Origin of the sequence: Alkalimarinus alittae (assembly GCF_026016465.1) — a bacterium.
GTDB lineage: Bacteria > Pseudomonadota > Gammaproteobacteria > Pseudomonadales > Oleiphilaceae > Alkalimarinus > Alkalimarinus alittae.
This window is the reverse complement of sequence record NZ_CP100390.1, coordinates 289,891-315,176: the sequence shown is the minus strand read 5'-3', so window position 1 is coordinate 315,176 and position 25,286 is coordinate 289,891. Positions and strand designations below refer to the sequence as shown.

Annotated in this window: 29 protein-coding genes; 18 read left to right on the top strand and 11 right to left on the bottom strand. The window is 43.8% G+C overall.

What is annotated here, in order from left to right; genetic code table 11:
- Positions 1–10: 10 nt before the first annotated feature.
- The 3 genes from NKI27_RS01390 (at position 11) to NKI27_RS01380 (ending at position 2,000) form a co-directional block, all read left to right on the top strand.
- On the top strand, positions 11–640 hold the full coding sequence (locus NKI27_RS01390; RefSeq protein WP_265047913.1) for a TIGR02444 family protein: 630 nt from the start codon (positions 11–13) through the stop codon (positions 638–640).
- Between the two features lie 57 nt (positions 641–697).
- Positions 698–1,195, top strand: coding sequence for a DUF4124 domain-containing protein (locus tag NKI27_RS01385; protein ID WP_265047912.1), 498 nt, complete (start codon positions 698–700; stop codon positions 1,193–1,195).
- A 115-nt stretch (positions 1,196–1,310) separates the two neighbouring features.
- Entirely contained in the window at positions 1,311–2,000 is a 690-nt protein-coding gene (locus NKI27_RS01380; RefSeq protein ID WP_265047911.1) for an FKBP-type peptidyl-prolyl cis-trans isomerase, read from the top strand.
- A gap of 60 nt (positions 2,001–2,060) precedes the next feature.
- On the opposite strand, the gene NKI27_RS01375 is transcribed toward NKI27_RS01380, so the two are convergent.
- From NKI27_RS01375 to NKI27_RS01360, 4 genes are all read right to left on the bottom strand, one after another.
- Complete coding sequence (locus NKI27_RS01375; protein WP_406803117.1) at positions 2,061–3,059, bottom strand: WD40 repeat domain-containing protein; 999 nt, start codon at positions 3,057–3,059, stop codon at positions 2,061–2,063.
- 229 nt (positions 3,060–3,288) lie between these two features.
- Entirely contained in the window at positions 3,289–3,759 is a 471-nt protein-coding gene (gene rsd, locus NKI27_RS01370) for a sigma D regulator (RefSeq protein WP_265047909.1), read from the bottom strand.
- A 285-nt stretch (positions 3,760–4,044) separates the two neighbouring features.
- A complete protein-coding gene (locus NKI27_RS01365) occupies positions 4,045–4,548 on the bottom strand; it encodes a disulfide bond formation protein B (protein WP_265047908.1) in 504 nt (167 codons plus the stop codon).
- Positions 4,549–4,843: 295 nt separating this feature from the next.
- Entirely contained in the window at positions 4,844–5,722 is an 879-nt protein-coding gene (locus tag NKI27_RS01360; RefSeq protein WP_265047907.1) for an alpha/beta fold hydrolase, read from the bottom strand.
- 437 nt (positions 5,723–6,159) lie between these two features.
- Here NKI27_RS01360 and NKI27_RS01355 point away from each other — a divergent pair, with 437 nt between their 5' ends.
- From NKI27_RS01355 to NKI27_RS01340, 4 genes are all read left to right on the top strand, one after another.
- Complete coding sequence (locus NKI27_RS01355; RefSeq protein ID WP_265047906.1) at positions 6,160–6,324, top strand: hypothetical protein; 165 nt, start codon at positions 6,160–6,162, stop codon at positions 6,322–6,324.
- Between the two features lie 206 nt (positions 6,325–6,530).
- A complete protein-coding gene (gene folE / locus NKI27_RS01350; protein WP_265047905.1) occupies positions 6,531–7,088 on the top strand; it encodes a GTP cyclohydrolase I FolE in 558 nt (185 codons plus the stop codon).
- 45 nt (positions 7,089–7,133) lie between these two features.
- A complete protein-coding gene (folX, locus tag NKI27_RS01345; protein WP_320109440.1) occupies positions 7,134–7,502 on the top strand; it encodes a dihydroneopterin triphosphate 2'-epimerase in 369 nt (122 codons plus the stop codon).
- The gene (locus tag NKI27_RS01340) at positions 7,502–7,933 is read left to right on the top strand and encodes a CoA-binding protein (protein ID WP_265047904.1); all 432 of its coding nucleotides are present in this window, start codon (positions 7,502–7,504) and stop codon (positions 7,931–7,933) included. Before folX ends, NKI27_RS01340 begins: the two co-directional genes overlap by 1 nt.
- Positions 7,934–7,983: 50 nt before the next feature.
- Here NKI27_RS01340 and NKI27_RS19375 read toward each other — a convergent pair whose 3' ends face one another.
- Positions 7,984–8,448 (bottom strand): DUF3565 domain-containing protein, encoded by a 465-nt coding sequence (locus NKI27_RS19375; protein WP_406802753.1) that lies wholly within the window; start codon positions 8,446–8,448, stop codon positions 7,984–7,986.
- 127 nt (positions 8,449–8,575) lie between these two features.
- On the opposite strand from NKI27_RS19375, the gene NKI27_RS01330 reads away from it, so the two are divergent.
- Positions 8,576–8,875 (top strand): GIY-YIG nuclease family protein, encoded by a 300-nt coding sequence (locus NKI27_RS01330; RefSeq protein WP_265047903.1) that lies wholly within the window; start codon positions 8,576–8,578, stop codon positions 8,873–8,875.
- A 55-nt stretch (positions 8,876–8,930) separates the two neighbouring features.
- Here NKI27_RS01330 and NKI27_RS01325 read toward each other — a convergent pair whose 3' ends face one another.
- The 3 genes from NKI27_RS01325 to NKI27_RS01315 all read right to left on the bottom strand — a co-directional run bounded on the left by NKI27_RS01325 (position 8,931) and on the right by NKI27_RS01315 (position 11,051).
- A complete protein-coding gene (locus NKI27_RS01325; protein ID WP_265047902.1) occupies positions 8,931–9,254 on the bottom strand; it encodes a DUF1244 domain-containing protein in 324 nt (107 codons plus the stop codon).
- 39 nt (positions 9,255–9,293) lie between these two features.
- Positions 9,294–9,674 carry a hypothetical protein gene (locus tag NKI27_RS01320; RefSeq protein WP_265047901.1) on the bottom strand — a complete coding sequence of 127 codons (381 nt, stop codon included), beginning with the start codon at positions 9,672–9,674 and terminating at the stop codon, positions 9,294–9,296.
- A gap of 489 nt (positions 9,675–10,163) precedes the next feature.
- On the bottom strand, positions 10,164–11,051 hold the full coding sequence (locus NKI27_RS01315; RefSeq protein WP_265047900.1) for an alpha/beta hydrolase: 888 nt from the start codon (positions 11,049–11,051) through the stop codon (positions 10,164–10,166).
- A 345-nt stretch (positions 11,052–11,396) separates the two neighbouring features.
- On the opposite strand from NKI27_RS01315, the gene trhA reads away from it, so the two are divergent.
- Positions 11,397–12,083, top strand: coding sequence for a PAQR family membrane homeostasis protein TrhA (gene trhA / locus NKI27_RS01310; RefSeq protein WP_265047899.1), 687 nt, complete (start codon positions 11,397–11,399; stop codon positions 12,081–12,083).
- 93 nt (positions 12,084–12,176) lie between these two features.
- Here the strand turns inward: trhA and NKI27_RS01305 are convergent, their stop codons facing one another.
- Positions 12,177–13,079 (bottom strand): DMT family transporter, encoded by a 903-nt coding sequence (locus tag NKI27_RS01305; protein WP_265047898.1) that lies wholly within the window; start codon positions 13,077–13,079, stop codon positions 12,177–12,179.
- Positions 13,080–13,131: 52 nt separating this feature from the next.
- On the opposite strand from NKI27_RS01305, the gene NKI27_RS01300 reads away from it, so the two are divergent.
- Positions 13,132–13,362 carry a hypothetical protein gene (locus tag NKI27_RS01300; protein ID WP_265047897.1) on the top strand — a complete coding sequence of 77 codons (231 nt, stop codon included), beginning with the start codon at positions 13,132–13,134 and terminating at the stop codon, positions 13,360–13,362.
- 47 nt (positions 13,363–13,409) lie between these two features.
- On the opposite strand, the gene NKI27_RS01295 is transcribed toward NKI27_RS01300, so the two are convergent.
- On the bottom strand, positions 13,410–14,144 hold the full coding sequence (locus tag NKI27_RS01295) for a substrate-binding periplasmic protein (RefSeq protein ID WP_265047896.1): 735 nt from the start codon (positions 14,142–14,144) through the stop codon (positions 13,410–13,412).
- Positions 14,131–15,846, bottom strand: coding sequence for an ABC transporter substrate-binding protein (locus tag NKI27_RS01290; RefSeq protein WP_265047895.1), 1,716 nt, complete (start codon positions 15,844–15,846; stop codon positions 14,131–14,133). Before NKI27_RS01290 ends, NKI27_RS01295 begins: the two co-directional genes overlap by 14 nt.
- Before the next feature lie 229 nt (positions 15,847–16,075).
- On the opposite strand from NKI27_RS01290, the gene NKI27_RS01285 reads away from it, so the two are divergent.
- From NKI27_RS01285 to NKI27_RS01250, 8 genes are all read left to right on the top strand, one after another.
- Entirely contained in the window at positions 16,076–16,639 is a 564-nt protein-coding gene (locus NKI27_RS01285; protein ID WP_265047894.1) for a TMEM165/GDT1 family protein, read from the top strand.
- Positions 16,640–16,747: 108 nt separating this feature from the next.
- A complete protein-coding gene (locus NKI27_RS01280; RefSeq protein WP_265047893.1) occupies positions 16,748–17,218 on the top strand; it encodes a MerR family transcriptional regulator in 471 nt (156 codons plus the stop codon).
- Positions 17,205–19,475, top strand: coding sequence for a heavy metal translocating P-type ATPase (locus NKI27_RS01275; protein WP_265047892.1), 2,271 nt, complete (start codon positions 17,205–17,207; stop codon positions 19,473–19,475). Before NKI27_RS01280 ends, NKI27_RS01275 begins: the two co-directional genes overlap by 14 nt.
- Before the next feature lie 101 nt (positions 19,476–19,576).
- A complete protein-coding gene (locus NKI27_RS01270; protein ID WP_265047891.1) occupies positions 19,577–20,083 on the top strand; it encodes a DUF411 domain-containing protein in 507 nt (168 codons plus the stop codon).
- A gap of 118 nt (positions 20,084–20,201) precedes the next feature.
- Positions 20,202–20,810: a hypothetical protein gene (locus NKI27_RS01265; RefSeq protein WP_265047890.1), complete on the top strand. Its 609-nt coding sequence runs from the start codon at positions 20,202–20,204 to the stop codon at positions 20,808–20,810.
- 97 nt (positions 20,811–20,907) lie between these two features.
- Positions 20,908–22,896: a ribonuclease R family protein gene (locus NKI27_RS01260; protein ID WP_265047889.1), complete on the top strand. Its 1,989-nt coding sequence runs from the start codon at positions 20,908–20,910 to the stop codon at positions 22,894–22,896.
- A 37-nt stretch (positions 22,897–22,933) separates the two neighbouring features.
- A complete protein-coding gene (locus NKI27_RS01255) occupies positions 22,934–23,419 on the top strand; it encodes a DUF2505 domain-containing protein (RefSeq protein ID WP_265047888.1) in 486 nt (161 codons plus the stop codon).
- 357 nt (positions 23,420–23,776) lie between these two features.
- Positions 23,777–25,276, top strand: a complete 1,500-nt coding sequence (locus tag NKI27_RS01250) for a Wadjet anti-phage system protein JetA family protein (RefSeq protein WP_265047887.1) — start codon at positions 23,777–23,779, stop codon at positions 25,274–25,276.
- The last annotated feature ends 10 nt before the right edge of the window (positions 25,277–25,286 follow it).

Here is a 25,286-nt window from a genome sequence, read left to right as displayed (position 1 = left end):
AAACAAAACCATGCCAGACCAAAGAAACGACAATACTGTTAACAATACTGCCATCACACTACCAATAGCCCTGTCACTACCAATAGCCCTGTCACTAGAATCGCCGTTTTGGAATTTTTCATTATCGCTATGGAAGCACCCTGAGGTTCAGGTTTCGCTACTCGCACTACAAGACCAATATGGACTAAAGGTTAACCGCCTGCTGCTCTGTTGCTGGCTTGGACTTGAGCAAAAAGAACTATTAGCCGACAAACTTGCGGATGATCGTCTTCTAGACCTGTGGAGCGACCAAACTGTGACACCGCTTCGCAATATACGCAAGCAGCTAAAACACATTGCGCCACACCACCCCGAGCTCAAGGCGACTGTTCAACGTGCAGAGTTACAGGCAGAACAGATCGAGCAGGCACTACTATTCCAGCGAGTTGACCATATTGCTAAGCTCTCGGCAAAACAGAACACAATACAAACCGTATCTTTAAACCTATTGAGCTATTCCGAGCAAGCACTGACGCGTAATCCGCAGACATCGCTCGAAGTAATCATGCCTTACTTAGTGTCGGTCGTGCACGCGACGCTTCCAAACTATGACCGTGCATTCATTAAAGCTTATTTGTCAGAAATTAAGAGCAATCGTTAAAAGCCGCTATATTTATAGTTAGTGCACTCCTTAAATGAATAAGAGAAAAATAAAAATATGAAGTGGATATACCGAATAGTTACCGCCATCATTTTGATTGGCGCAATAACGATTCCATTTATGATGAAAAACAAGCAAGGCGAGCCCATGATGAGTTTGCCGAATATCGACGATTTATCGCCTAGCGAAATAATATCAAATGTACCTAGCCTACCTTCAGACCGTACCGTTTATAAGTGGAAAGATGCAACTGGGGTTTGGCATTATGGCGACCAACCACCTGAAGGCGTTAAATTCAGCACATTAGTGGTCAACGACCAAACCAATATAATCCAGTCTACGCCCATTCTTGAAGTAACAGCGCCCCTGCCCAAGACAGCAACTGACTCAGATAGGGGTAATACCCCCACATATACGCCCCCTCAAAGTAACGAGGACACACTGACATTAGACAGAGCACTTAACATTGTTGACGATGCCCACGCCGTTAGAGACATGATGGAACAACGCAATAAACAGCTAGAGGCACTAACCCGCAATACTGAGAAAAAGTAGCCTAATCTAAAAAAAACAAGTAAGTTAATACACAACACAATCTTGGCACTAATAACAAACTAGCGTCTTGATTTATTTATTAAAATAACCCTTTTCAATTAAGGAACCATCTCCAATGAAAAAAACGCTCATGGCTGCGGCACTGTTAAGTGCGTCAACGTTAACCCTAGCTGCCGATCCGGTTAAACCACTTGAAACCGACGAGCAAAAAGTCAGCTATAGTTTTGGCCTTATCTTTGGTAAGCGCATGACAAATGACTTACCTAACCTCGACCTAAACGTATTTATAGACGGTGTGAAAGATGGTTTCTCAGGCGACACCGCGAAACTAACGGATGCTCAAATTGAAGACGTTCTAAAAAAATTCCAAGACAGCCAACGCAAAGAGCAACTCCAAGCGTTTGAGCAAATAGCTGAGAAAAACAAAATCAAAGGCGAGACTTTTCTTGCTGACAACAAAAACAAAGAAGGTGTTGTCACCGTTGCAAGCGGCCTGCAATATAAAGTCATCAACGCTGGGGCAGGCGCAAAACCAACAGCAGACAGTGTAGTTAAAGTACATTATAGCGGTAGCTTAATAGATGGCACTGTATTCGACAGTTCAATCGAGCGAGGCGAGCCAGTTAGCTTTCCTGTACAAGGGGTGATACCTGGATGGACAGAAGCACTGCAACTGATGTCAGTGGGCAGCAAATGGAACCTATATATTCCGTCTGATTTAGCTTATGGCCCTGGTGGAAACCGCAATATCGGTCCTAATGAAACACTATTGTTTGAAGTTGAGCTGCTAGAAATACAAAAGTAAGGCCGCTTATCTACAGACATTCGGTATTCCCGCTTTTGCGGGTATACCCTGTGTTTAATGCTACGGTTCAAACGCTTGCAGCATTCCATCTGACATTAACGCAATTACACCGCCAGGTTTCTGAGAAAAAACTGCAGCAACCACAGCCTTACTTGAAGCCCCTCCATATGCCTTTCGTGGGCTAGCCTGCCAAGTTGACTCGACTGACCCAGAAGGAAGTGTCATGATAGAAAGTACCCCCTGAAAGGTTCCTAGTAGTAATTTGCTTTCATCTTCCGAAAACTGTGCCGCTGTGAAGTTGGTATAACGGTTTGGTAATTTAAGAACAGACTCACCGGTTTTTAAATCCCAGATAATAGAGTCCTCTCTTTGAGATGTGGTAAAGCCGTATTTTCCCTTGCCAGAAATAGCGACCGTTTTTATCTGGTTTCGATGATTAAACTGGTGCAACAGGTCACCGTTTTGCAAATCCCACACTTTTGCCGTTAAATCATCCGCTCCCGTAATCCCCAACAGACCATCATCAGATAAGTCGACTGAGCGAACCTCCGCATTATGCTCAAAGGTAAATACTCGGCTACCTGCATTCATATCAAAATACATGGCTTGATGATTGATCATGCCTAATAACGCGTAACGTCCATCCCATGATAACTTGAGTGCGGATATTCTAGCAGGCGCCTTCCAGAAGGCGACAGACTTCCCTGTAGCCGTTTCCCAAAGCACCACATTATCTTCAACGGTTGTTGCCGCAAGTGTACCATCACCTGAAATCGAGACATGCCTAATCAAGCTTTTCTCGCCTGCAGCGTGATTCCAATCAAACATTCTCTCTTTCTTGGCAACATCCCACAAACTGCCACCATGATGAATAGAACCCACTACGGCATAACGGCCATCTCGTGATATGTCGCCACTAAGGAAACCTTGCACCGCTAGCTCCGTTTTTGACTCAGGACCTTTTTCGCCACAGCCCACTATGGTCAGTACAATTAACGATAATGCCAGTAGTTTTAGAGCTCGCGCGTATAGGCAGAGAGTTGACTGTATCATGTTCATCAATCGAAAAAACTCCAAGTAAATACAAAAACCTCAGTGGGTAATACCTATCAGTTTAGACAAAGATAAGATTAAAAAAGGAGAAGTTGATGAAAAAAGCAAAAAGAAAGGTATTAAGCAGGGCCTCAGTAATGAACCCCGCTTAATAAGTGACCACCTTCAATAAGAGGTGTACACCTATATTCGGCATTGGCTGACACGACTCAATGAATAACGTTTAATTACGCGTCTATACCACCTGGTCTGCGTGAGCGTTATGTAGCGCTTCAAGCATTGCATCTTCAAGTTCAAACCGGTCTGCAAGCACTTCACCGAGCCTGGACATTTCGCTGACTAATGAACCTAAGCCATCATCAACTTTATGAACGTTATCAAATTGATCGTTAAACTTTAAGGCTATTTCAGTTGTCTGTTCAATTTGAGGGATAATCTTTTTAGCCAATTCCAATCCACCGTCATCAAACTCTTTGGCTTCTTGAATTAGCTGCTCGTACACTTCAAAGTGCCCCGCTGAAACATAGTCTACAAGCAGTTGGCAGAAATGCTGATATCGAGTAACCAACGCTTCCGTCGACTCGCCTTCCGTCGATGTAATATCGCAATAAAGAACAATAAGGTCTTGTCGTTCTTTTAACCATTTATCGACGATATCACTCACGCCTCCCCAACGCTCTTTTGCATTACGGCAATTCTCGAGCATAACAGTCCCCTTAACCTACGTCTTTTTCGCAAGAACATTCGATGCTGACTTGATTCAGAAAATCGCTCTGAAAATATAAAGTCGAATAATCGCTGCATCCTGATTTATTGTTTTCTTTCAGCCCCTACCGGCTCAACTCATACTGTATGCGAGCCTTGAAACTGAAGCAAGCATTGAACTTAAACAAAATGTGAAACCACCGCAAGAGGCAATCGATTAATTAAGGCTATATGCCTGATAAATAATACGGTTTTGATAAAAATGAGCACTTTCAGTCATTTTAAATTACTGCGATTTTCTGAATAATTGAAACAGCCCCAACAACGCAATCGAGATAAATACAATAAGTGTCCAGCCTGGAATACTTAAACCCAGAAAAACCCATTGCACTTCTGCACAATCTCCAGTACCACTTAGCATCATGGTTAACACTTCCTGCAAGGGAAAGTATTCCATATTATCGACGATATAACTCAAGCCAGGTCCGCACGCTGGAATCTCATCTTCGGGTAAACTTTGCAGCCAAAGCTGTCTAGTTGATAATGCTGCACCGATGGCAGCAACCACTACCAGTAGAGCGCCATACACTTTAGTGCCAATTTTTGCGGGGTTATGGATGGCCGAGATAAGGGCAAGTATGCCGATGGTGATCACAACAATTCGCTGAGACATACAAAGCGGACAAGGCTCAAGCCCCTTCATGTGCTCAAGAAAGAATGCAAATACCATCAATGAAGTGCAGACTAAAAACAACAGCAGGTTAAGCAGGCGAGGAGTAGGTAACGTCATCTAGTTCTCCAGTAGAACGGTTCGGTATTGAGCTAGTTAATACCTTCCCAGAAACACCGAAACGCCACCTTTTGTCATCCTCGCGAAGGCGCGGATTCATTGTCTTGGCGTAATTTCACGTTATGGATTCCCGCCTTCGCGGGAATGACTGTCGTTTCTGGATAGGCTTAGTTAGTCATAAGCCTATAAAAAGTAGGCATAAGTAAGTATGCCGAACATAATAACTCGTTCTTAATGATGCAAGTTAAATATAGTTAAAAATATCCGAAGCCATCACAATAAGTCCTGCAGACCGTTAAACATCAACTATCTGCCGGAATTCAAGATATGTGCTCAAAACCCGCTGAGGCGTTTCAATATGCGGGTAATGCCCAACCCCCTCCAAACGAACAACATCGCCATTTTCAATAAGTACTTCATAACGGTCAGCCATTTCAAGGCCTGAAGCAGGGTCAGCGATACCATTGATAAAACGCATCGGTACGTCGGCTTTCTGTAATGCTTCAACCCAACGATTGCGATGGCATCGCCGCTCATCGATATAGCGGGCTAAGCGGTGTAACAGTCCTAGCCCGTTATTGTATTCAACCACCGTCCAGAAACTCTCCAATAATTCCGGGTCTGGCTGACTTGCAGCCCCAAACAAGCGGCAGAGTGATTTCTCATAAGTACTTTTGGTAATAAAGCGACTAACAATGCCACCTATAGAGCTACTTAATAAGCGCTGAACAAAAACAGACTGATGAGCTTCCGGAAAAAGCCCACCGTTTAAGAAGCAGACGCTCGTTATCTCGCAGTCGTGCTCCCCCTTTAATTGGCGCGCCAATAATTCCTGAGCTACATTCACGCCATAATCATGGCAAAGAAGGTCACAACGCTGTACGCCTAATTCCCTTAAAAAACCAGAGAGCAAGTCAGCTTGATCGACAATATTATAATCATAGTCAATTGGCTTATCTGAAAACCCAAAACCAATCATATCTATCGCAATCACAAAGTATCGCTCAGTTAGACCCGGCCAAAGTGCATGCCAATCCCATGATGAAGTGGGAAAGCCGTGTATAAGCACTAACGGCTCACCCTTCCCTTCTATACGACAAAAAATAGAGTGGTCCCGATACGTAAACCACTTCCCTCCTTGTTGCCAGCCATCCAAGTTTGCTGATGTATCCATAATTGCCTCTAAATGACAGTTTTTTGCCCTTATATGTAAAGGTTTCTTTACAGTTATTATTTTTACTGTAAAAGGGCTAATCCAAAACAACCTGAACTCATAATATTTGCTTAATTCTCACTGAGCAAAGCAAAAGGTAAGTGTTTGACTACATTGATCTATTTTTATCTTTCTAGGCATAAAGCTCAACCTGTAAACAAATATTTTTGTATTGCTTAGCTTTCCAGACAGTATGGCAGGTAATTTGCGTATGAATACTAAGTAATGTACGAATTGAACCGTTTCCGACAATAAAACAGCATATATGGCCTTTTAGAATTTTATAGCAGTGCTAAAAGGGGATAAAACAATAGCCTTTTGCTCATGAAAACAGACAATCGGTCGATAGCTATTATGTAAATCACCAGATATGTATTCGGTGATAGGAGGTTTGGGTTATGCAGTACCAACAAAATGATTATTTCGAAAGACTCACTAGACTACACAGTCTCAAATTACAGCAAGCAGACAGGGCCAAAATAAGCCCTAATAGTTTAATGTATATGGTACTAAAAGCTGAGGCTGATGCTATTTCTCAAGAGCTAAAGAGCCTTCAAAACTAATCCATAAAAAGCATTACGTTGCTGACCTGAGTATTTTCAGGCCAGCGATAAGCTATAGCCATCAATAATGCCGACCGAATAGCCAACATAACCCTTCTCATGTTACATTCCAATTTTCCTTCAATACCTATATTATTGATAATCAATAAACACTAGGTTAAAACCTAAAATATCAGATTTATTTACAGCTTTTCTGGGGTTAGTCCATGCAAGATATTCTTGAGTCAAGTTTCCGCCAGGTTATAGGGGCGGTAGGTGAAGACATTAAACGAGAGGGTTTAATCGACACACCTAAACGCGCAGCAAAAGCAATGCAGTTTTTGACTCAGGGTTACCGGCAAAATTTAGATGACATTATTAATAATGCCATTTTCGAGTCTGACAACGATGAAATGGTCATCGTCAAAGACATCGAGCTTTACTCCCTTTGTGAACATCACATGCTGCCCTTTATTGGTAAATGCCATATCGCTTATATCCCAAACGGCAAGGTGCTCGGTTTATCTAAGTTCGCACGTATCATTGATATGTTTGCTAGGCGTCTTCAGATTCAAGAAAATCTAACACGTCAAATAGCTGAAGCTGTGCAGGAAGTCACCGGGGCTAAAGGTGTAGGTGTAGTCATCGAAGCCAAACACATGTGTATGATGATGCGTGGCGTTGAGAAGCAAAACTCAGTCATGAGCTCGTCAATGATGCTCGGAACAATGAGAGAGTCTCAAGCCGCTCGGTCTGAGTTCTTAACCCTTATTAGCCGACGATAAGCTACAGATTAATCGATAATTTATTGCGATTTTGGTGAAACAATTATGTCTTCTGTTGCAACAATAAATATTAAAAATCTGCGATTAAGAACATTTATCGGTATCAAAGATGAAGAAATTAATAACCAACAAGATGTGTTAATCAACGCGTCAATTCGTTACGACGCCAGCAAAGCTATCAGTGAGAATTGTATTGAAGCCGCGCTAAACTATCGCACCATCACCAAGCAGATTATCAAGCTGGTTGAAGATAATCGCTTTGCCCTGCTAGAAAGAATGACGCATGAAATATTGAGCATTATTATGGACTATCAAGACGTGGTGGATGCGACTGTCGAAATAGATAAACCTTATGCCCTTCGTTATGCCGACTCGGTATCCGTTACACTGACTGCCACCAGAAAGGTGATCTAATGAGCTATAGCGATCCACATACAGACCAGCAAATCAGCGACATCCTACATAGCGTTAAAACCATTGCATTAGTGGGCGCAAGCAACAAAGAAGACCGTCCGAGCTACCGGGTTATGAAATTCCTTCAAGAGAAAGGGTTTAAGATAATCCCAGTAAGCCCACGCTTGGCGGGTGAAACGTTGCTGGGTGAAACCGTTTACGACAGCCTTGAATCTATCCCTTCTGCTATTGATATGGTCGACTTATTTGTAAATTCAGAAAGAGTAGCCCCTATGATTAATAGCGCCATCGCACTCTCACCTAAAGTGATATGGATGCAAATTGGCGTTGTAAACACAGACGCTGCAGACATCGTAAAAAAAGAAGGCATCGATGTCGTAATGGATCGCTGCCCGAAGCAAGAAATCGAACGAATGGGTTTGTTTAGCTAAAGATAACGTTTTAACGCTCGTGCCATCTTATCAACTGCTTTTGCTACCGCCTACGAACTGTATTGGTAGTAGCAAAAGTGAAATAAGACCGCGCCCATTGGGCTCAACAAGAACGTTGCACCCGGTTCAATAACTGCAAAAAAACCCTGGTCAATCACATAGCCTTTTGTCTCCTCTGAAACCTGCCGATAAACCAACGCCCCCTCAGAAACAACGACCTGAACCCAACAGTCTGTATTATTGGTCTGAGACCCCGCATACTGATCAATAAGCACTTGCTGATCAAAGAGTTCAGACACTCGTGTCAACTGACTGTTAGTGGGCAATAACGGCATATTGCACTTTAAACAATCCAGCGTCTCGCCTAAAGATTTGTCACGCCCTTCTTGTTCCAAAACCCACGGGCGGTTAATCCAAGGGGGGTTATGCCTAACGTGCTGAGCATGCCCACATTCCAAATCTGCAACCCAATCACCCTGATCGTCTACATGAAAGCCTATAATTTTTTTATCCACACACCACCAGCCTTTAAAGCTTCACGTACTTATCGTTGAATCAGAGGTAATGATATACTCCTTGTGATACATAACAAAACAGCCGTATTTTATTCAGGCCTTCACACAGACCACAAAAGTTAGCGTTATGACGTTGCAAAACAAGCCTACAAAAGACGAATCTGAGTGGTGGGTATATCTAATAATCACCGAATCCGAGCGTATATATACCGGTATTGCCACCGACACAGATCGTCGCTTTCAAGAACATTTGGCCACTTATGAAGGCCGTGGCAAAAAAGGCGCTAAATTCTTTAGAGGCCATAAACCCCTGAACATTATTTACCAAGAACCCGCACTGAGTCGTGCCGAAGCAACTCGCCGAGAGATGGATATAAAGAAACTGCCAAGAACAAAAAAGTGGGCGCTTGCATACCCAGAATCCTAGGTAGATATGAGCACTCGTAAAAAATCGCGGCAAAATACCGCGATTGATTCTTACATTAATGCTTATGCGAATCTTTAAATTTATCTAACTGCTCTGCTGTTGCTTCTTGCTGATATTTCTCTTTCCAATCAGCGTATGGCTCTCCATATACACGTTCTCTTGCAGCATCATAATCAACATCAACTCCGCGCGCTTCGGCTTCAGCCATGTACCATTTTGATAAGCAGTTTCTACAGAAACCTGCGAGGTTCATCAGATCTATATTCTGCGCATCTTTACGCTCGTCAAGGTGTTTCAATAAACGACGAAATACTGCTGCTTCAATGTCTGTGACAGTTTCGTGTTCGTTAGTGGTTAGGTCTGTCTTACTCTCTGTCATAACGCCCTCAAGTACTTTGCTAGTGCAACTGAATTCACACTAGGTTAAATCGTTAATATCAAAATGTTCCGTGATATAAAGCATGATCTCTTCTGCCTGATCATCATTTAGCAGGCCCAGCCCAATATGAGCGTCTACATAGGCGATCAAAAAGTTTAGCTCGTAATGGACTTTCGAGGCTTCATCGACTTCAAAGCCTGCCGCCACTCGCTTCGCAGAAAACTGATATAAGCTTTTCTGTTTTTCTTTGTCTTTAATGCCTCGATTCAGGCTACACAAAGCTGCGCCATATTTAAAGAGATAGCTCTTCTGCTCGGCATTAGGTTCAGGCTGCTCACCTTTTAGCAGCATCCAGGCAACACCTAAAGCGCTTTTTGCTTCCTCTGCCCACTCTGAAACTTCACTGGGTGTTTTTTTCATTTTTGCACTCGTTTTTCAATATGGCTATTAACAGCGCTCAGTCTAGGTAATAAAAAAGGCTTTATTATGGCTTATTTGCATCGATAAACAAAAACCACTTTACGCGTTTTTCCTGTTTTCAGAATACCTCAATACGACTAATGTCCCGCTATTTTTTTACTATGGGTTGTCGTATGCTAACTATCGAGTCGTTGACGTAACACTCAACGGAATTCTTATGTCACCTTTTTATACAGTAAGACTCATTCTTTGCACATAGTTAAGATTAACAACGCAAGATAAAGAGATGATTAAATAGGCTTTTAAAGTGGTAGGGATTGTTAATTGCAGATAACAATCAGATGTATTCCAACAAGTTAAGGGGAATAACCATGACCGATACTATGAATTCATTTTTAAAAATAACTGTCGCAATGCTCATTTATTTTGCGCTTTCGAGTTTATCTGAGGCTGTCGTTTTCATCTAAACCTTAATGGCAGTTACGGCCATTATACCGGCGAGGCCTTTCTGATAAATAGCCCTATTTTCTGAATGGCCTGTCGCCCTTCAGGTAAGATACTGGCCGCAAACTGCCAGACATGAAACATTCCAGGCCACACCTGTAACTCAACCATAGAACCTAATTTGTTAGCCCTTCTAGTAAATAGCTTGCATTCCGGTAACAATATTTCATCCCCACCTACTTGAATCAGCATCGGCGGTAGATTATCTAGCTCCCCAAAAAAGGGTGATAATCCAGGCTGAGTTCGGTCATTAATGCCCGCATAATGCTTGGCAAAAAAACGGATCCGTTTAGGGGTTATAAGCGGATCATTCTTTAAGGTTTTAGCCAGTGATGAGATCGAGCAACTCAGATCAAGCCAAGGCGATAGGCAAACAGCGGCTGCTGGCATCGGTATTTTTTTATTACGTAATGTTTGCAATAACGCAACGGCCAACCCGCCCCCTGCGGAATCACCCGCGATGATGATTTTTTCAGGTGAAACCCGCTCACCCAATAAATACTGATAGGCCTTCAATGCATCATTCAACCCCGCCGGATAAGGATGTTCTGGTGCTAACCGATACTCCACCATTAGCATCTGAGACTTTGCAGCACGAGCAATTCTTGACGCTAACTCAAGGTGAGTTCGGTTTGAGCCAATGCTATAACCGCCGCCATGAAGGTATAAAATGACGCGTGAACTACACTCTGTTTTATGATTCACCCATAAAACAGGTATATCTCCAATTTGAGTCGCATCGACTTGAAAGCCTTTCGGTGCCCGCCCCAGAAAATGCCCACCTCCAGAGAAAAACCGGTAAGCAGGAAGCTCGTTAGGTACAAAGCGCATACCAACACGTATCAACGATTTAACTACAGCGGCTCGGTTCATAGGCGACCTATAAGTAAAAGCACACACCCAAGAATATAGCGGCACTATTTTTATGAGCTATACCTTATTTTATAGTCCAGAAAGCCAATCTGTTCAAATTATAAACAGACAAGGCTATATTTATGGAAAGAAAAAGTACAACTACCACTTTTACATTTCTTTTACATACACAGAAATATCACCACTGACGGCTGTAACCCTTTATTAAAATAGAGATAAATTAATCCTTTTCTCAGCCAGAACGATGAAAGCAAGATATGGGTACTGTTGAGCACATTGCACTACAAACCACCCCAACGCTAACATGTATACTCTTAATTAAATTGACTATTATGTGAGCACATTATGGCATCACAATCCGTCCTACCAACAACAGACAGTCAAGGCACTCAAACGTGCTCATACTCTGCAGCTGAAGAACTTGCAAACAGTCTTTCCCATGGTGTTGGCGCTATACTGAGCGTTGTTGGACTCATACTACTGATCGTGTACTCAAGCCCTATGAACGACCCGTGGAAAGTCATCAGCTTTAGCATCTACGGTACTAGCCTAGTGTCGCTATACCTAGCGTCTACGCTTTATCATAGCGCTAAATGCCCAAAGCGCAGGGCAAAATATATGACCTTTGATCACTGCGCGATCTACCTTCTAATTGCGGGGTCTTATACACCTTTCTTACTGGTTAATATGCGAGAGAGCGTTGGCTGGCCGATGTTTGCAGCCGTTTGGGGAATTGCAATTGCTGGGATTATTCTCAAAATTGCATTTGGCCACCGGTTTCATAATCTACGATTGGCAACCTACCTCGTAATGGGTTGGTTAGTGGTTTTAGCAGGCACTGATTTGGTTGAATCTCTTGCAGCAGGCGGTTTGACGTTACTTATAATCGGGGGGCTAACCTATACTCTTGGGGTTATTTTTTATGTAGGTGAAAGAATTCCCTTCAACCATGCAATTTGGCATCTGTTTGTACTCGGCGGTAGTATCTGCCACTACTTTGCAGTCTATTATTATGTATTACCCGCCGCATAATAATACCCAGTACGAATTTTCATTCTCACAATCAGAAAAACGCCATAAAAAAGGGGTTTTAATAAGCCCCTTTTCTTTTTAGTTCATCCTTCCTTATTTTATGACCCTATCACCACCGGTGATTCGGCTTAATAACAAATCCCCCCAATGATAAATAACGAGCCCTAAAACGACACAGCTTGCTCCCACTACTAACGGCCAACCTATCACTTCATTGTTAAACCAAGCCCCCAGCAAAATAGCAAAGACAGGTGTAATCAATGTCACCAATGCAACCGTGCTCGGAGACAGATTTTGCAACACATAAAAGTAAGAAACAAAACCGATCAATGAACCAAATAAAGCCAGATAGGTGATGGACATGAGTGACCTAATGCCCCACTCAGATACCGATACAGGCGAATCTAGTAATAACATACTGACCGCGTAGAGAGGCAGTGATAACAGTAACGCGCCTACGGTAGTGGCAAACGGATGCAGGTTTACACTACTGCGTTTTACCAACACGGCGCTGCTGCTAAAGAGGAATACCGCCATCAAAATAAACACAATACCACTCCAGCCGTTACCTTTGACCGCTAGGTCATTCATGCAAACAATCACCAACCCTATGACGGCAATAAACGTTGCTAACCAACGCATTTTAGTAAACGTTGAGTCACCTAAAATACGTTGCGCCAATAAACCCGATATAAGTGGAGAAAACCCATACACCACTGAAATCAATCCAGACGGTATCGACCTAGCCGCAAGGTAAGTACATAACATCGCACCAAAAACGCCCAATACAGAACAGCTGTATACGTGCACTGCCTGTTTGTTCCACGGAAGAGGAATACGTCGCCACTTAATGATAATGAACCCAATAAAAGCGGCAATAGCCATGCGCAAAAAAGCAGCCATCACAGGCGGCACTGACTCACTACTCCACACGATTCCTAGCGGGGTGGTAGACCAAACAATAACGACAGCAGCATACGCTGCAGGAATAGACATTTCTTTCTCCTTTAACAAAAATAGTACTCCTTACTTAGCGAAGCAATGTTCTTTGGCTATTTCTGAATTTAGAAAGAAAAAGGCCGCAGAACTTGAAATTGCGGCCTTTAGGAATGTTGGTTTAGAAATTGTAACGTTGTATAAACAACTACTCAGTACAATAACACCTCATAACACGTCCAGCACACAGCAACCAGCAGGCTCGTCGACAAATGAGCCGCCATGGCATAATGAGTTGGCAATATTTCGACGTGTAATTCATCATTTATATAATCAATATTAACTGAGTGTGACTGAACGACTTATAGTAGTGGAGTTCTACGAATCAAGTCAATTAAGAGAACCGTATATTTTTTCTGCACTGCCATTTCGATACATCTGAGTCACTGTTTTTTGCAATTGCTTGACTATAGAGGGATCCACATTGAGGTTGCAAGCCATCGCTCTAATCGTAGTAAAAAACACTATTTCCGGTTCAGTAATAGGTAGCCGCTCGCTATTAATCAAATACTTTGCCGATTTAATATCTGACACCCACAAGTCAACTCGGCTTTTAAGTAACTTACGAGCACTCAATTCATTTCGCGTAGCATACTCAACATTAAACCCTAAATTTTCAAGATACTCCCCGACCCCACTTCCCAAGTAACTTCCTAGTTTATAAGGCTTTGCATCCTCTAAGGTTTTTATGCTGATGGGTTTTCCAGGCGCACTAAATAATCCGTGACGTGAAATAACTATAGGGCTAACCCATTTAAATAGCGCTTCCCTTTCTTGACTACGCTCAATCGGAAAAACACAGTACCCATCAGCTTCTGCCGTCGTAAACAGCGCCCTTTTCGGAGGCATCAGCCTTAGGTTATATTCAATATTAGCTTGCCGAAAAATCTCCTTTACCACATCCACCACAACTCCAACGGGCTCGCCACCTTTTTGATAAATAAGTGGCTTTTCGATAAACGTGACGACATTAAGTGGCTTTGCGTGTATTGAAACAGAAACTGCGAGCAACCCCCAACATAGCAATACTACCAACCCTTTAAACCTATCTCTATTGCCAAGCACGGATGGCCTCCTCATAACTTGAGGTTTGCCCTTTGGGCTGTTCGTCTCGCTTCGCTTTAGGAGCACCTTCACGCTTCAACCAAACGTCTTCAGGTTCAACTTCATTTAAAATAGGCTTACATAGCAAATCTGAATCCTCTGCTATTTGCTTCATTTCATCATCTATCGCCTCAGCCATTTCATGCATAGCCGCCTCGACAGTTTTTTTACCCTCAACCGCAAGTGAAACAAATTGCCACCAGTAGTTTGAAAGTCTTGCATAGTCGGGTACGTTTGTACCTGTGGGCGTCCACACATTACGCCCTTTACTACGGTAAAACTCAACTAACCCGCCCAGATAAGGCGCTCTCTCTGTCATCACAGAAGACTCAATATCAGATGCTCTAATAGGCGTCAGCCCGACCAATGTCTTTTTGAGTGATACCGTTTTTGACACAACAAACTGTGCATAGAGCCACGCCGCGTCTCGACGTTTGGCCGGTGTATTTTTAAGCAGTGTCCAGGAGCCTGCGTCCTGATAGCCAAGCTTCATGCCAGGTTCCCAATAAGCACCCTGAGGTGAAGGAGCCATACGCCATTTTGGAGTACCATCATCATTTACAACCGAAAGACCCGGCTTTGTCAGCGAGGTTGTAAAGCCTGTATACCAAAAAATTTGTTGTGCGATATTGCCTTTCGCAACCCATGTGCCCGCTTCAGTAAAGTTTAAGTTTTTCGCTTCTGGTGGTGCATACTTATCAAGCCATTCAGTAAACTTAGTTACCGCATACACAGCGGCAGGGCCATCAAGCGCACCGCCTCGCTTAACCGAGGCACCCACCGGCTGACAACCAATAACCCTAATACCCCATTCATCAACGGGATACCCATTCGGGAGCCCCTTATCGCCTGCACCTGCCATGGATAACCATGCATCAGACATACGCCAGCCTAATGAAGGGTCAGTTTTGGCATAATCCATATGACCCCAAACCCGCTCACCATCAATCTCTTTTATGTGGACGGTAAAAAATTCAGCAATATCTTCGTAAGCACTCCAATTTCTCGGGACGCCTAATTCGTAACCGTAAAGTTGTTTAAATTTAGCCTGTAAGTCTGGGCGAGAGAACCAATCGTGGCGATACCAGTATAAATTAGCAAATTGTTGATCAGGCAACTGGTACAATCGCCCATCCGGCCCTTCGGTAAATGAAATACCTATAAAATCATCTATATCCAGTGTAGGTAACGTGACATCCTTTCCCTCTTGCACCATATAATCGCTCAACACGACCGTTTCACCAGATCGATAATGATAACCAATCAAGTCACTATCATTGATATAAGCATCATAAAGATTAACGCCGGTTTGAATCTGGGTTTGGATTTTTTTAACGACATCATCTTCACCCGTCAACTCATGCACTACGTTAATACCCGTGATCTCGCTAAACGCACGCGTTAGTACGTTAGATTCATACGTGTGAGTATCAATCCGCTCTGATACTACTCGAATAGTCATTCCTCGAAATGGCGCTGCCGCGCTAGTAAACCAGCGCATCTCTTTCATTTGTTGCTCAGAGGTGAGCGTGGAAAGTGTAAATTCGTCCTTTAGCCATTTCTTCGCGGCAAGTTCATACCCACTATGGCCATTACTTTCAATAGCAACCGTTTCGCTGATCCAGCCTGCCACCAACAAGCCTACGATTAAATACCTTATCATTTATTTCAGACCACACCCTGTATTTTCGCAGCGTCCATTTCATCAGTGATTTAATCGATAATTAACCTAAATAGTTCATCTATTTAAAGCAATACTCACTTTCGTCACTCACCATTGTGTAGAGTATAGCCTCATTCGATATATTGGGCAGAAATTTCAACCAACCCAAATCATTCTGATTTATAATAACGTTAATCTACATACTTATTCATTAGAGAGCATTACCGCAGTGATTACCTCAATACTCGCGCCCTTCTTGTTAATATTTGCGGCTGAATTTGGCGACAAAAGTCAGCTTGCCTGTATGCTTTTAGCTAGCCGTCACCGAGGATTACCCGTTTTCTTGGGTGCTATATCAGCGTTCGCAATTTTGAACCTGCTCGCGGTAACCGTGGGCGTCACCATTGCCCGATTTATTCCTGAATTATGGCTAGCTGTTTTGGTCGCAGTGCTATTCTTAGGCTTTGGTATAAAATCGTTATTCGAAAACGAAGAGGACGATGACGACCCCTTCAGCGAAAAGCCTGGCCGCACAGTATTCATTACCACCTTCCTAATGATATTTGTAGCTGAATTGGGTGATAAAACGCAACTCACCATCGCTGCGTTAGGCGCATCTTCTTCCGCCAAAACTGTTTACATTGCTGCCACCCTAGCGCTGGCTTGTACAACACTGATTGGGGTTTTATGCGGTCGTTGGGTGACTCAATATATTAGCACCGTAACGCTTAATCGTATTAGTGGCGTGTTATTTATAATGTTTTCAGCTTGGACGATATACGGAATTATTTAATCGACTGAAAAGAAATTACACCAAAACTTGACCTGAGAGTTACTCATAGGTTCTAAACTGTCTATTATTGTCCACCTATAATCTATTAAGGGTTTAAAGTGAGGTCAAATGCAGGTCAGTCAACTCGCTAAAAAAGCTGATGTGTCCCCCGACACCGTGCGTTTTTACACCAAGGAAGGCCTTCTTCGTCCACAAAAGAATCCTGAAAACGGTTATCAGCAATACAGTCAAGATGACTTGCAACGTTTAGTGTTTACCCGTAAAGCTCGGCAACTAGGATTTAGCCTTAAAGAAATCCAAGAAATCCTTTCTCAAGCAGATGATCGACATAGCCCCTGTCCGATGGTTCGTGGTTTGTTTGAAAAGCACCTACTACAAGTTGAAAAACAAATCGACGAACTGCAATCATTACAACAGCGCATGCTAGATGCGATGAATGTTTGGCAAAAAATGCCCGACGGCGTACCTGATGGCCAAACGATCTGCCAGCTTATAGAAAACTGGGATCAATGCCTGCCAGATGGCTCCGAAGCCAACGTGGCTACAAATAAAAAAGGGAGCAGTCATGACAAACAATGAAAATATAAGACTGGCGATTACTGGTGCCAAGTGTGCTGGCTGCGTGAAGAAAATTGAAGCAGCCTTGCAGTCTGTTGAAGGCTCAACAATGGCTGAGATGAACTTTGCTGAACGAACCGCAGAAATATCAGGTTCAATGTCCCCTTCTCAATTAATAGAGGCTATAGAAAAAGCAGGGTTCGGTGCCACCGTCATTGAAGATGAAGAAAAGGCCCAACAACAACGGGAAGCACAAGACCTAGCACATTATAAAAAGTTAATACGCGATATGGCTATTGCACTAACCATCGCGGTTGCGCTTATGGCGTATGGGTTGATGGGCGGCGCCATGACAGTAGCGTCGACAGGCGACCAAGTGGCGTGGTTTCTGGTCGGCCTAGTCACATTATGGATTCTCTACTTCACCGGTGGTCATTTTTTCACCGGCGCTTGGACCTCCTTTAAGAATCACAGCGCCAACATGGATACGCTGATTGCACTCGGCACAGGTGCGGCATGGAGTTACTCTATGTATGTGGTGTTGCTACCGACCACGCTGCCTGTAGAAGCTCGCCATATCTATTTTGAGGCTGCCGCGATGATTATCGGCCTCATCAACTTAGGTTCGGCACTCGAAATAAGAGCACGAGGTAGAACCTCTCAGGCGATTAAAAGACTACTAGGCCTACAGGCAAAAACCGCCCGCATTATCCGTGACAACAAAGAGCAAGATATCCCCATCGCCAGTGTACAGTTAGGCGATAAAATACGCGTTCGTCCGGGCGAAAAAATTCCGGTAGATGGTCAGGTCATAGAGGGAAGCAGCCTTATTGACGAATCCATGCTTACCGGTGAACCACTACCTGTCGCCAAAAAAGTCGGTGATGAAGTTGCCGCAGGAACCATCAACGGCACCGGTTCACTGATATTTGAAGCCACAAGAGTCGGCCACCAAACCGCGCTCGCACACATTATTTCTCAGGTTAAAAAGGCACAAAATACCAAGCCTGCACTAGGCCGATTGGCCGATACAATCTCGTCGATATTTGTACCCAGCGTATTGATTGTTGCCGTCTTGGCCGCGCTAGCTTGGTATAACTTCGGCCCTGACCCTAAAATTGCTTATATGCTAGTTGTCACCATGAGCGTACTTATTATTGCCTGCCCTTGCGCGCTAGGGTTAGCAACACCAATGGCTGTGATGGTAGGGGTAGGTAAAGCGGCACAATTTGGTGTACTCATCCGTAAAGGCGAAGCACTGCAAAATTCCGGCAAATTAGACACTATAGTTTTAGACAAAACAGGGACCATTACCCAAGGAAAGCCCAGTTTAGTCAAGCACTTTACGGCTGAAGACTCTGACTCAAAGCACGTATTAATGCTAGCCGCAAGCCTTGAACAAGCATCAGAACACCCGTTAGCTCAGGCGGTTATTAATGAAGCCAAGAAAAACAATATCGAGTTGGTAGACTGCCTAGACTTTCATGCCGAAAGTGGGCAAGGCATCAGCGGTCGCATCAACGACCAAACGGTACTGATAGGCAACCAGCGCTGGATGGACACCCATAATATTGATGCCACTCATTTGGTAGAAATCGCCACCGACTGGTCCAAACAAGCCATTACACCTCTTTTTATGGCGATTGATGGCCAAGCCGCGAGCTTAATCGGCGTGTCGGACCCCATCAAAGAAGACTCCAAAGAAGCCATTGAACGACTTCAAGCAAAAGGTCTGAAAGTGATTATGCTTACTGGCGATAAAGAAGACACCGCACTGGCGATAGCCAAACAAGTGGGAATCGCCTCCGTCATTGCAGACGTGCTACCCACCGACAAAGGCGATGCCATCCGCAACTTACAGCAGCAAGGCGCCATAGTCGGTATGGTGGGTGACGGCATTAACGATGCGGCTGCACTGGCGTTGGCCGATGTAGGCTTTGCCATCGGCACCGGCACAGATGTCGCCATCGAAAGTGCTGATATTACCTTGATGCGAGGCTCGTTACATAGCGTTGCTGATGCAATAGAAATCTCAAATGCCACGGTGCGCAACATCAAAGAAAACCTGTTTGGCGCATTCATCTATAACGGTCTGGGGATCCCTGTTGCGGCAGGTATTCTCTATCCATTGATGGGTTTACTGCTTAACCCTATGGTCGCCGGCGCAGCCATGTCACTGTCTTCATTTACCGTGGTCAGTAACGCTAATCGACTACGATTATTCAAGCCATCTAAAACAATTCAACACCCCAAAACAAATACGACAGGAGGCGCCTAATGGACATTCTCGTCAATAGTGGTGGTATCATCATCATAGCCTTTATAGTCTGGTGGTTTTGGCTATAACAACTTTTTATATTCAACATCAAGGAATCCATCATGAAGGTTCAAAACATCAAGGTATTATTATCCGCCACGCTTCTTGCATTAAGCATCGGGCTAACGACTCAGGTACACGCAGAAAGTAGTCAGACTCCAGCAGTATCAGCACTTGCCAGCGCCACCTATAGCGAGATGACGGTCTATAAATCTGCCAGTTGTGGCTGTTGTGGCGACTGGGTGGAGCATATGGAAGAAAATGGTTTTACATTAAAAGTACATGACACCAATAACCTTAACAGCATTAAACAAAAAGCCGGCCTCACCCCAAGCCTAGCCTCTTGCCATACTGCTTTTATTGATGGCTATGTAATTGAAGGCCATGTACCGGCTAATGATGTAAAGCGCTTACTAGCTGAAAAGCCCGCCATAACAGGTCTTGCTGTTCCTGGCATGCCCGCAGGCGCTAACGTACCAGGCATGGAAGTATCGCCTAAAAATGCAGAGTTTGATGTGCTAGGCTTTAAAGAAGACGGCACAGTTCAACGCTGGAATCATTACCAATAAGAATCTATTGCAGCCATTGCCTTATACTTTTGACTAATTGCATGCACCCAGCATGCAATGAAACACTAATAGCAATTTTTGCACAAACCACAACAACGATAAAAATAAGAGAAACAACGTGGCTAACAGTCAAACTCGTTCTAAAAAAACACAATTGATCCGATCGTTGATGGTATTCTTTTTCATATACGGTGGGGTAAGCTACAGCCTTTCTCTATTTGAATACACCTATTTCAACTTATCAGGGCAAGCGCTGTTTGGTGTTAGTAAAAGCATTGACCCGATCACCAAAGATCAACTGATTGAAGAGTTTCATCGCTGCGGCGGTCCTTTATTTGGGGCAAACAGTGTTGAGACAGACAACCTCAATGACCCTATTGTTGTCCGCTGCGGTCGTTTCTGGCCCTTTTATCGCTACTCGATGATTGTTCCTGCCAACGGTTATATTCCCGGTGCGTTAATCAAATATCCAGATGAACCAGTTGAAGTGACCGAGACAAAAAGAAACTTTATACAGAATACAACCGTCATCAATGGCGGTTATATGCTCTTGAGCCTTATTGTCTTTTCCCTGACATTATTAGCGCTATACCACTTTTTCATTAAAAAAGATGAAGAAAAAGGTTACAAATGGGCCTTTCAAGCATTCATCAGCAGCGTACTAATGGCCATCACTTACGTAGGGGTTATGTTTTTTGTTGATCCGGTATTTTCGCTAGGTTGGTAGAATTACACTAAACAACGAGATTCGCGACTACACAGCGAGCGCTAATTTACGTATCATTGCCTCCTCATTCATCTCGCGAAAAGATTACACTACCGCCATGCTAAACATCGATGCACTACAGCAGCTTAAATCGCTCAAGAAAGACATTAAAGACAGCAAAGAAATCGTCCAGGGTATCGTTAAAGGAAGCAACAACCGTTTTGGCTTTGTCACCCTCAGTGACGGTAAAGATATTTATCTTTCGCCAGACGAGATGTTAAAAGTGTTTCCAGGTGATGAAGTAGAGATCGACGTTCAAAAAGACCCTAAAGGCAAAGAGTTTGGCTTAATAGAAAAGCTCGTCAAATCAAACTTAAAGCAGTTTGTCGGTAAGTATGTCATTAAGGGCAAGGCTCACTTTGTTGATGTTGATGTCGCCGGTATGTCTCGCTGGATATTTATTCCGCCAAATAAGCGCGGTAAAGCACAAGAGCACGACCTCTTACACTGTCAGGTTTTACAACACCCTATTAAAAACGGTAAGCCTCAAGCTGAGATTTTAAATGTCATCGGTAGTATTGAGAAACCTGGTATCGAACGTGAATACGTTATCTGTAAACATCAAATCGAAAATGACTGGAATAACGAAACGCTGGCCCAAACCAACAGCCTGACCGAACAAACGATTGTTGATCAACAGCTAGGTCGTCAAGATCTGAGAAACCTATCTTTTGTAACGATTGATGCGGCATCAACGACTGATATGGACGATGCACTGTTTGTCGAGACGACAGAAAACGGCTGGAAGCTTAAAGTTGCTATCGCCGACCCAACAGCGGTTATCGCACAGGGTTCAGCATTAGAACAAACAGCCTATAACCGAATGACCTCTATTTACTTTCCCGATGAGCCTTTGGCCATGCTGCCAGAGAGCATTTCTACTCAGCTCTGTTCACTGCTTCCAAAAGTAGATCGCCTCGCCCTCATTTGTGAGATTGAAATAGACGCAACAGGGGCATTGGGTGACTATAAAATTTACGAAGCCACCATTCATTCCCGTGCCAAACTCAGCTATCAAGAAGTCGCCGCATTCCTTGAAACACCAAATGAAGACCACTCTTTAAAAGTAGATACAGCAGTCGCCTCAGTACTAGAAACGTTATCAACACTGGCCAATGCACTCAAACAATGGCGCGCAGATAATGCGCTAGTCAGTGAAGATCGTCCTGATTATCGCCTGCGCCTAAATGAACAGAAGAAAATCGCAACAATTGATGTACTAGAGCAGAATGCAGCCCACGCCATTGTCGGTGAATGCATGATTGCCGCTAACCGCTGTGCTGCAGACCTCCTTACGCGATCAAACTCGGCAGGGTTGTTCATCACCCATGCAGGCATCCGAAGCGAGCGTCAAAGCAATGTACTCGACGTTGCTCGCAGCCGTTGGGAAGATGCCACACCTGAAAATTTGACTGAAAAAGACAATTACGTAAAGTTGGTGCGCTTAGCGCAGCAAGACACCGCACTACCGCCTATTAAGTCAATTATTGCCAAACAACACGAACGCAGTCTGTTTAGCACCGCCGTCAAACCACATTTTGGTATGGGGTTAGATGCTTACACCACCTTCACCTCTCCCTTAAGAAAAGGGAATGACTTTTACGTACACCGCCTGATTAAAAAGATCATCAACGCTGAACCGGCTAATATATTTACCGACAGCGACCTTGAGCAACTTCAAGAGCAAACATTTGCCGCTCGTCGTGCGGTAAACGAGATGGAGCAATGGCTTAAGTGTCAGTATATAGAGCCACAAAAAGATCAGACATTCAAAGCGACCGTAGTTCGCATGACCTCTGCCGGCTGCCAGGTAAAAATTAACGAAAACGGTATTGAAGGCTTTGTCTCAACTAAAGCGATGCCGGTTAAATATAGCTTTGACCCAAACCTAATGACGCTTACCAGCAAGTCTAAAGATCAATTTATGCTAGACCAAGAAGTTGACGTTTTGTTAGACAGTATTGACTGGAAGCGAAAGCAGATACAGTTCAAAGTAGCAGCCAAGGCTTCATCAGAAGCAACAGCAACTGATAAAGCCGCAGATTAATCTCAAAATAATAAAAAATTTACGCTAGGACATTCTTATGGAAGTACGCGATACACATAGCTATACACAAGATGTAGATACCTTGTTCAAACATTTCAGTGATGCTGAGCAAGTTAAAATAAAACACGAAGCGCTGGGTGCTAGAGCAATAAACCCTGTTAAGTTTGAAGCCACAGACTCTACGCTTGAAGTGGTACTTGAACGTGAAGTTCCTGCCGATGTTCCTCGAGCGATGAAGAAGTTTCTCAGCGATTGGAACCAGGTAAAGCAAATTGAGAGTTGGACGGGTACGCCAGGAGAAGGCTATCGTTGTGATATCTCAATTGAGATACAAGGTGTTCCTGTATCTATTACAGGCACGCTTGAGCTTAAACCAGAAGGCACCGGCTGCACCAACACCGTTTGTTTAGATATTAGCTGTGGCATTCCGTTGGTAGGCAAAAAGTTAGCAGAGCTTGTGGCCAGTCAGTCGAAAACGTCTATGAAAGAAGAATATGAGTATATAAAGTCGGCTCTGGGTTAAATCACGACCCGACCAGTGTTAATCATCACCTCCGCGTCGAGTTACCAAGAGTAGACTCATTAGAGAAACCCGACGCGGAACTATAACTCTGCCCCCCTTAATTCTAAGAATCGTGAACCCAATAGATTAGATGGTCATATCTTTCACACTTTAATGTGAAGGGTTTATTTTTTATGCTAATTTCATGTATAACGTCAACACGTGACGTGATGCCGTAGCATCTGATCAATTAGCGCTTTTATCCCTCTTCAATCGAGGCGATAATAACCGGTTTTCGCAGGGCCAAACTGTTCATACACAAAAACAGAGCCTATAAGCCTTTTTAGACCATTTACACCACTATATTTGTTGCAGCTTATGTTTTTTACCGATAATCGCGAACAGTTTTTCCGTCCCCTCACCAGTAAGTACCGTGAGGTAGTGGTTGAGTGCGTCAGACTTCTATATTTGAGAGTTTACAGCTCTATGGCCGACTACGGCCACTCGCTAAAACGAGAGCAGCTCATCGAGATATTCCAAGAAGCTATCACCAAGGCACCCGAGCTAGAGCATGGCGAAGATGATGATGCTATCGCGACTCGCACAGATAGAGAAAAAGCCAACTGGATTCTAAATATACTATTAGAAAACGGTTGGCTTGAAATTCAATTAGACGAAGTTACATTACAAAGCACCTATCGTTTTAGCCGTATTGGCCGACTTTTTTCACAGCCTTTTGTCGAACTCAAAGGCACTCAGGTGCGAACTCGACATCGAAATACCCGTAATACCCGTAACGCACTCAGTGCGTTTTTAGAGCAAGGTGAGATCCACGATTTACTAGATGCGTTTGAGTATTCAGAACGAATCATTAGCGACTTCACGGATGTCATCGCAGAACTAGAAGACCGAAAGCGTGAACTCGTGAAAGAAATAGACATGCGGGAACTCGTACAAAAAGCCAGTGACGAGTTCTTCGACTTTATGGAGAAACGCTTTCAACCAGACCTGTCTGTGCGGCTTTCAGCGGATAGCGTTGAAAAACATCGTGACGACATGATTAACCTCATTAACAAAATACGAGGTCAATCAAAAGGGTTTAAGACTGAAGCAGAACAAAAGCTTCGCGAGTTTTTACCTGATATGGTGGTCGAAGGGCAATCCCTACTCTGGACAATACTCGATAGCATCGAGCTACGACTGTCGAGCGCCTGTGAAATCATGTTGCCAGCACTGCGAACGGCATTGAGAAACTTCACAAAGCGCGCAGATATCATTATCCGTCAGCTTAACTACCTGGCTAGCCAGCAACACAATGATGTCGTCGATATCTGTCAATCATTAAAAGACCTCGACGAACATGCAGCTAATCAACGACTAGAAAAAGCCGGCGCGCTGATGTCAGGTGTTAAACTTGAATTGGTCGATCCAGGACAAAACATATTACGAGATAACCGTATCCGTCGAGTGGTAGACTCACTGGTGGCAGAAGATCATGCGGTTGATGAATCTGCTCGTAAAGAGCTCTTTATTCAGCACGCGTTGGATCAAGCCTTTAATATAAACCAGCAAGACCTGCGTACTTTTCTCGTTCGTTCACTAAGAGGTGGCGAGAAAATTAACACTAAAAATTTGCAGATATTACAGGCCAGCGACCTACTGGCGGCCACTCATGCCATCGAAATTGCCGCCGCTAATAACCTCTCAAGCGAATACCGTTTTAATGTTGTGCCCACCGGCGAAGTGACCAGTAATGATTACTTACTGGCAGCCGATGATTTCACCATAGAAATCGAAACACTGAATAAAACGGATATTGAAACACAGAACAAAACCCAGGCGATTGGTCAGACCAATGTCCAACCATTAACCAGCTGATAAGTGACTG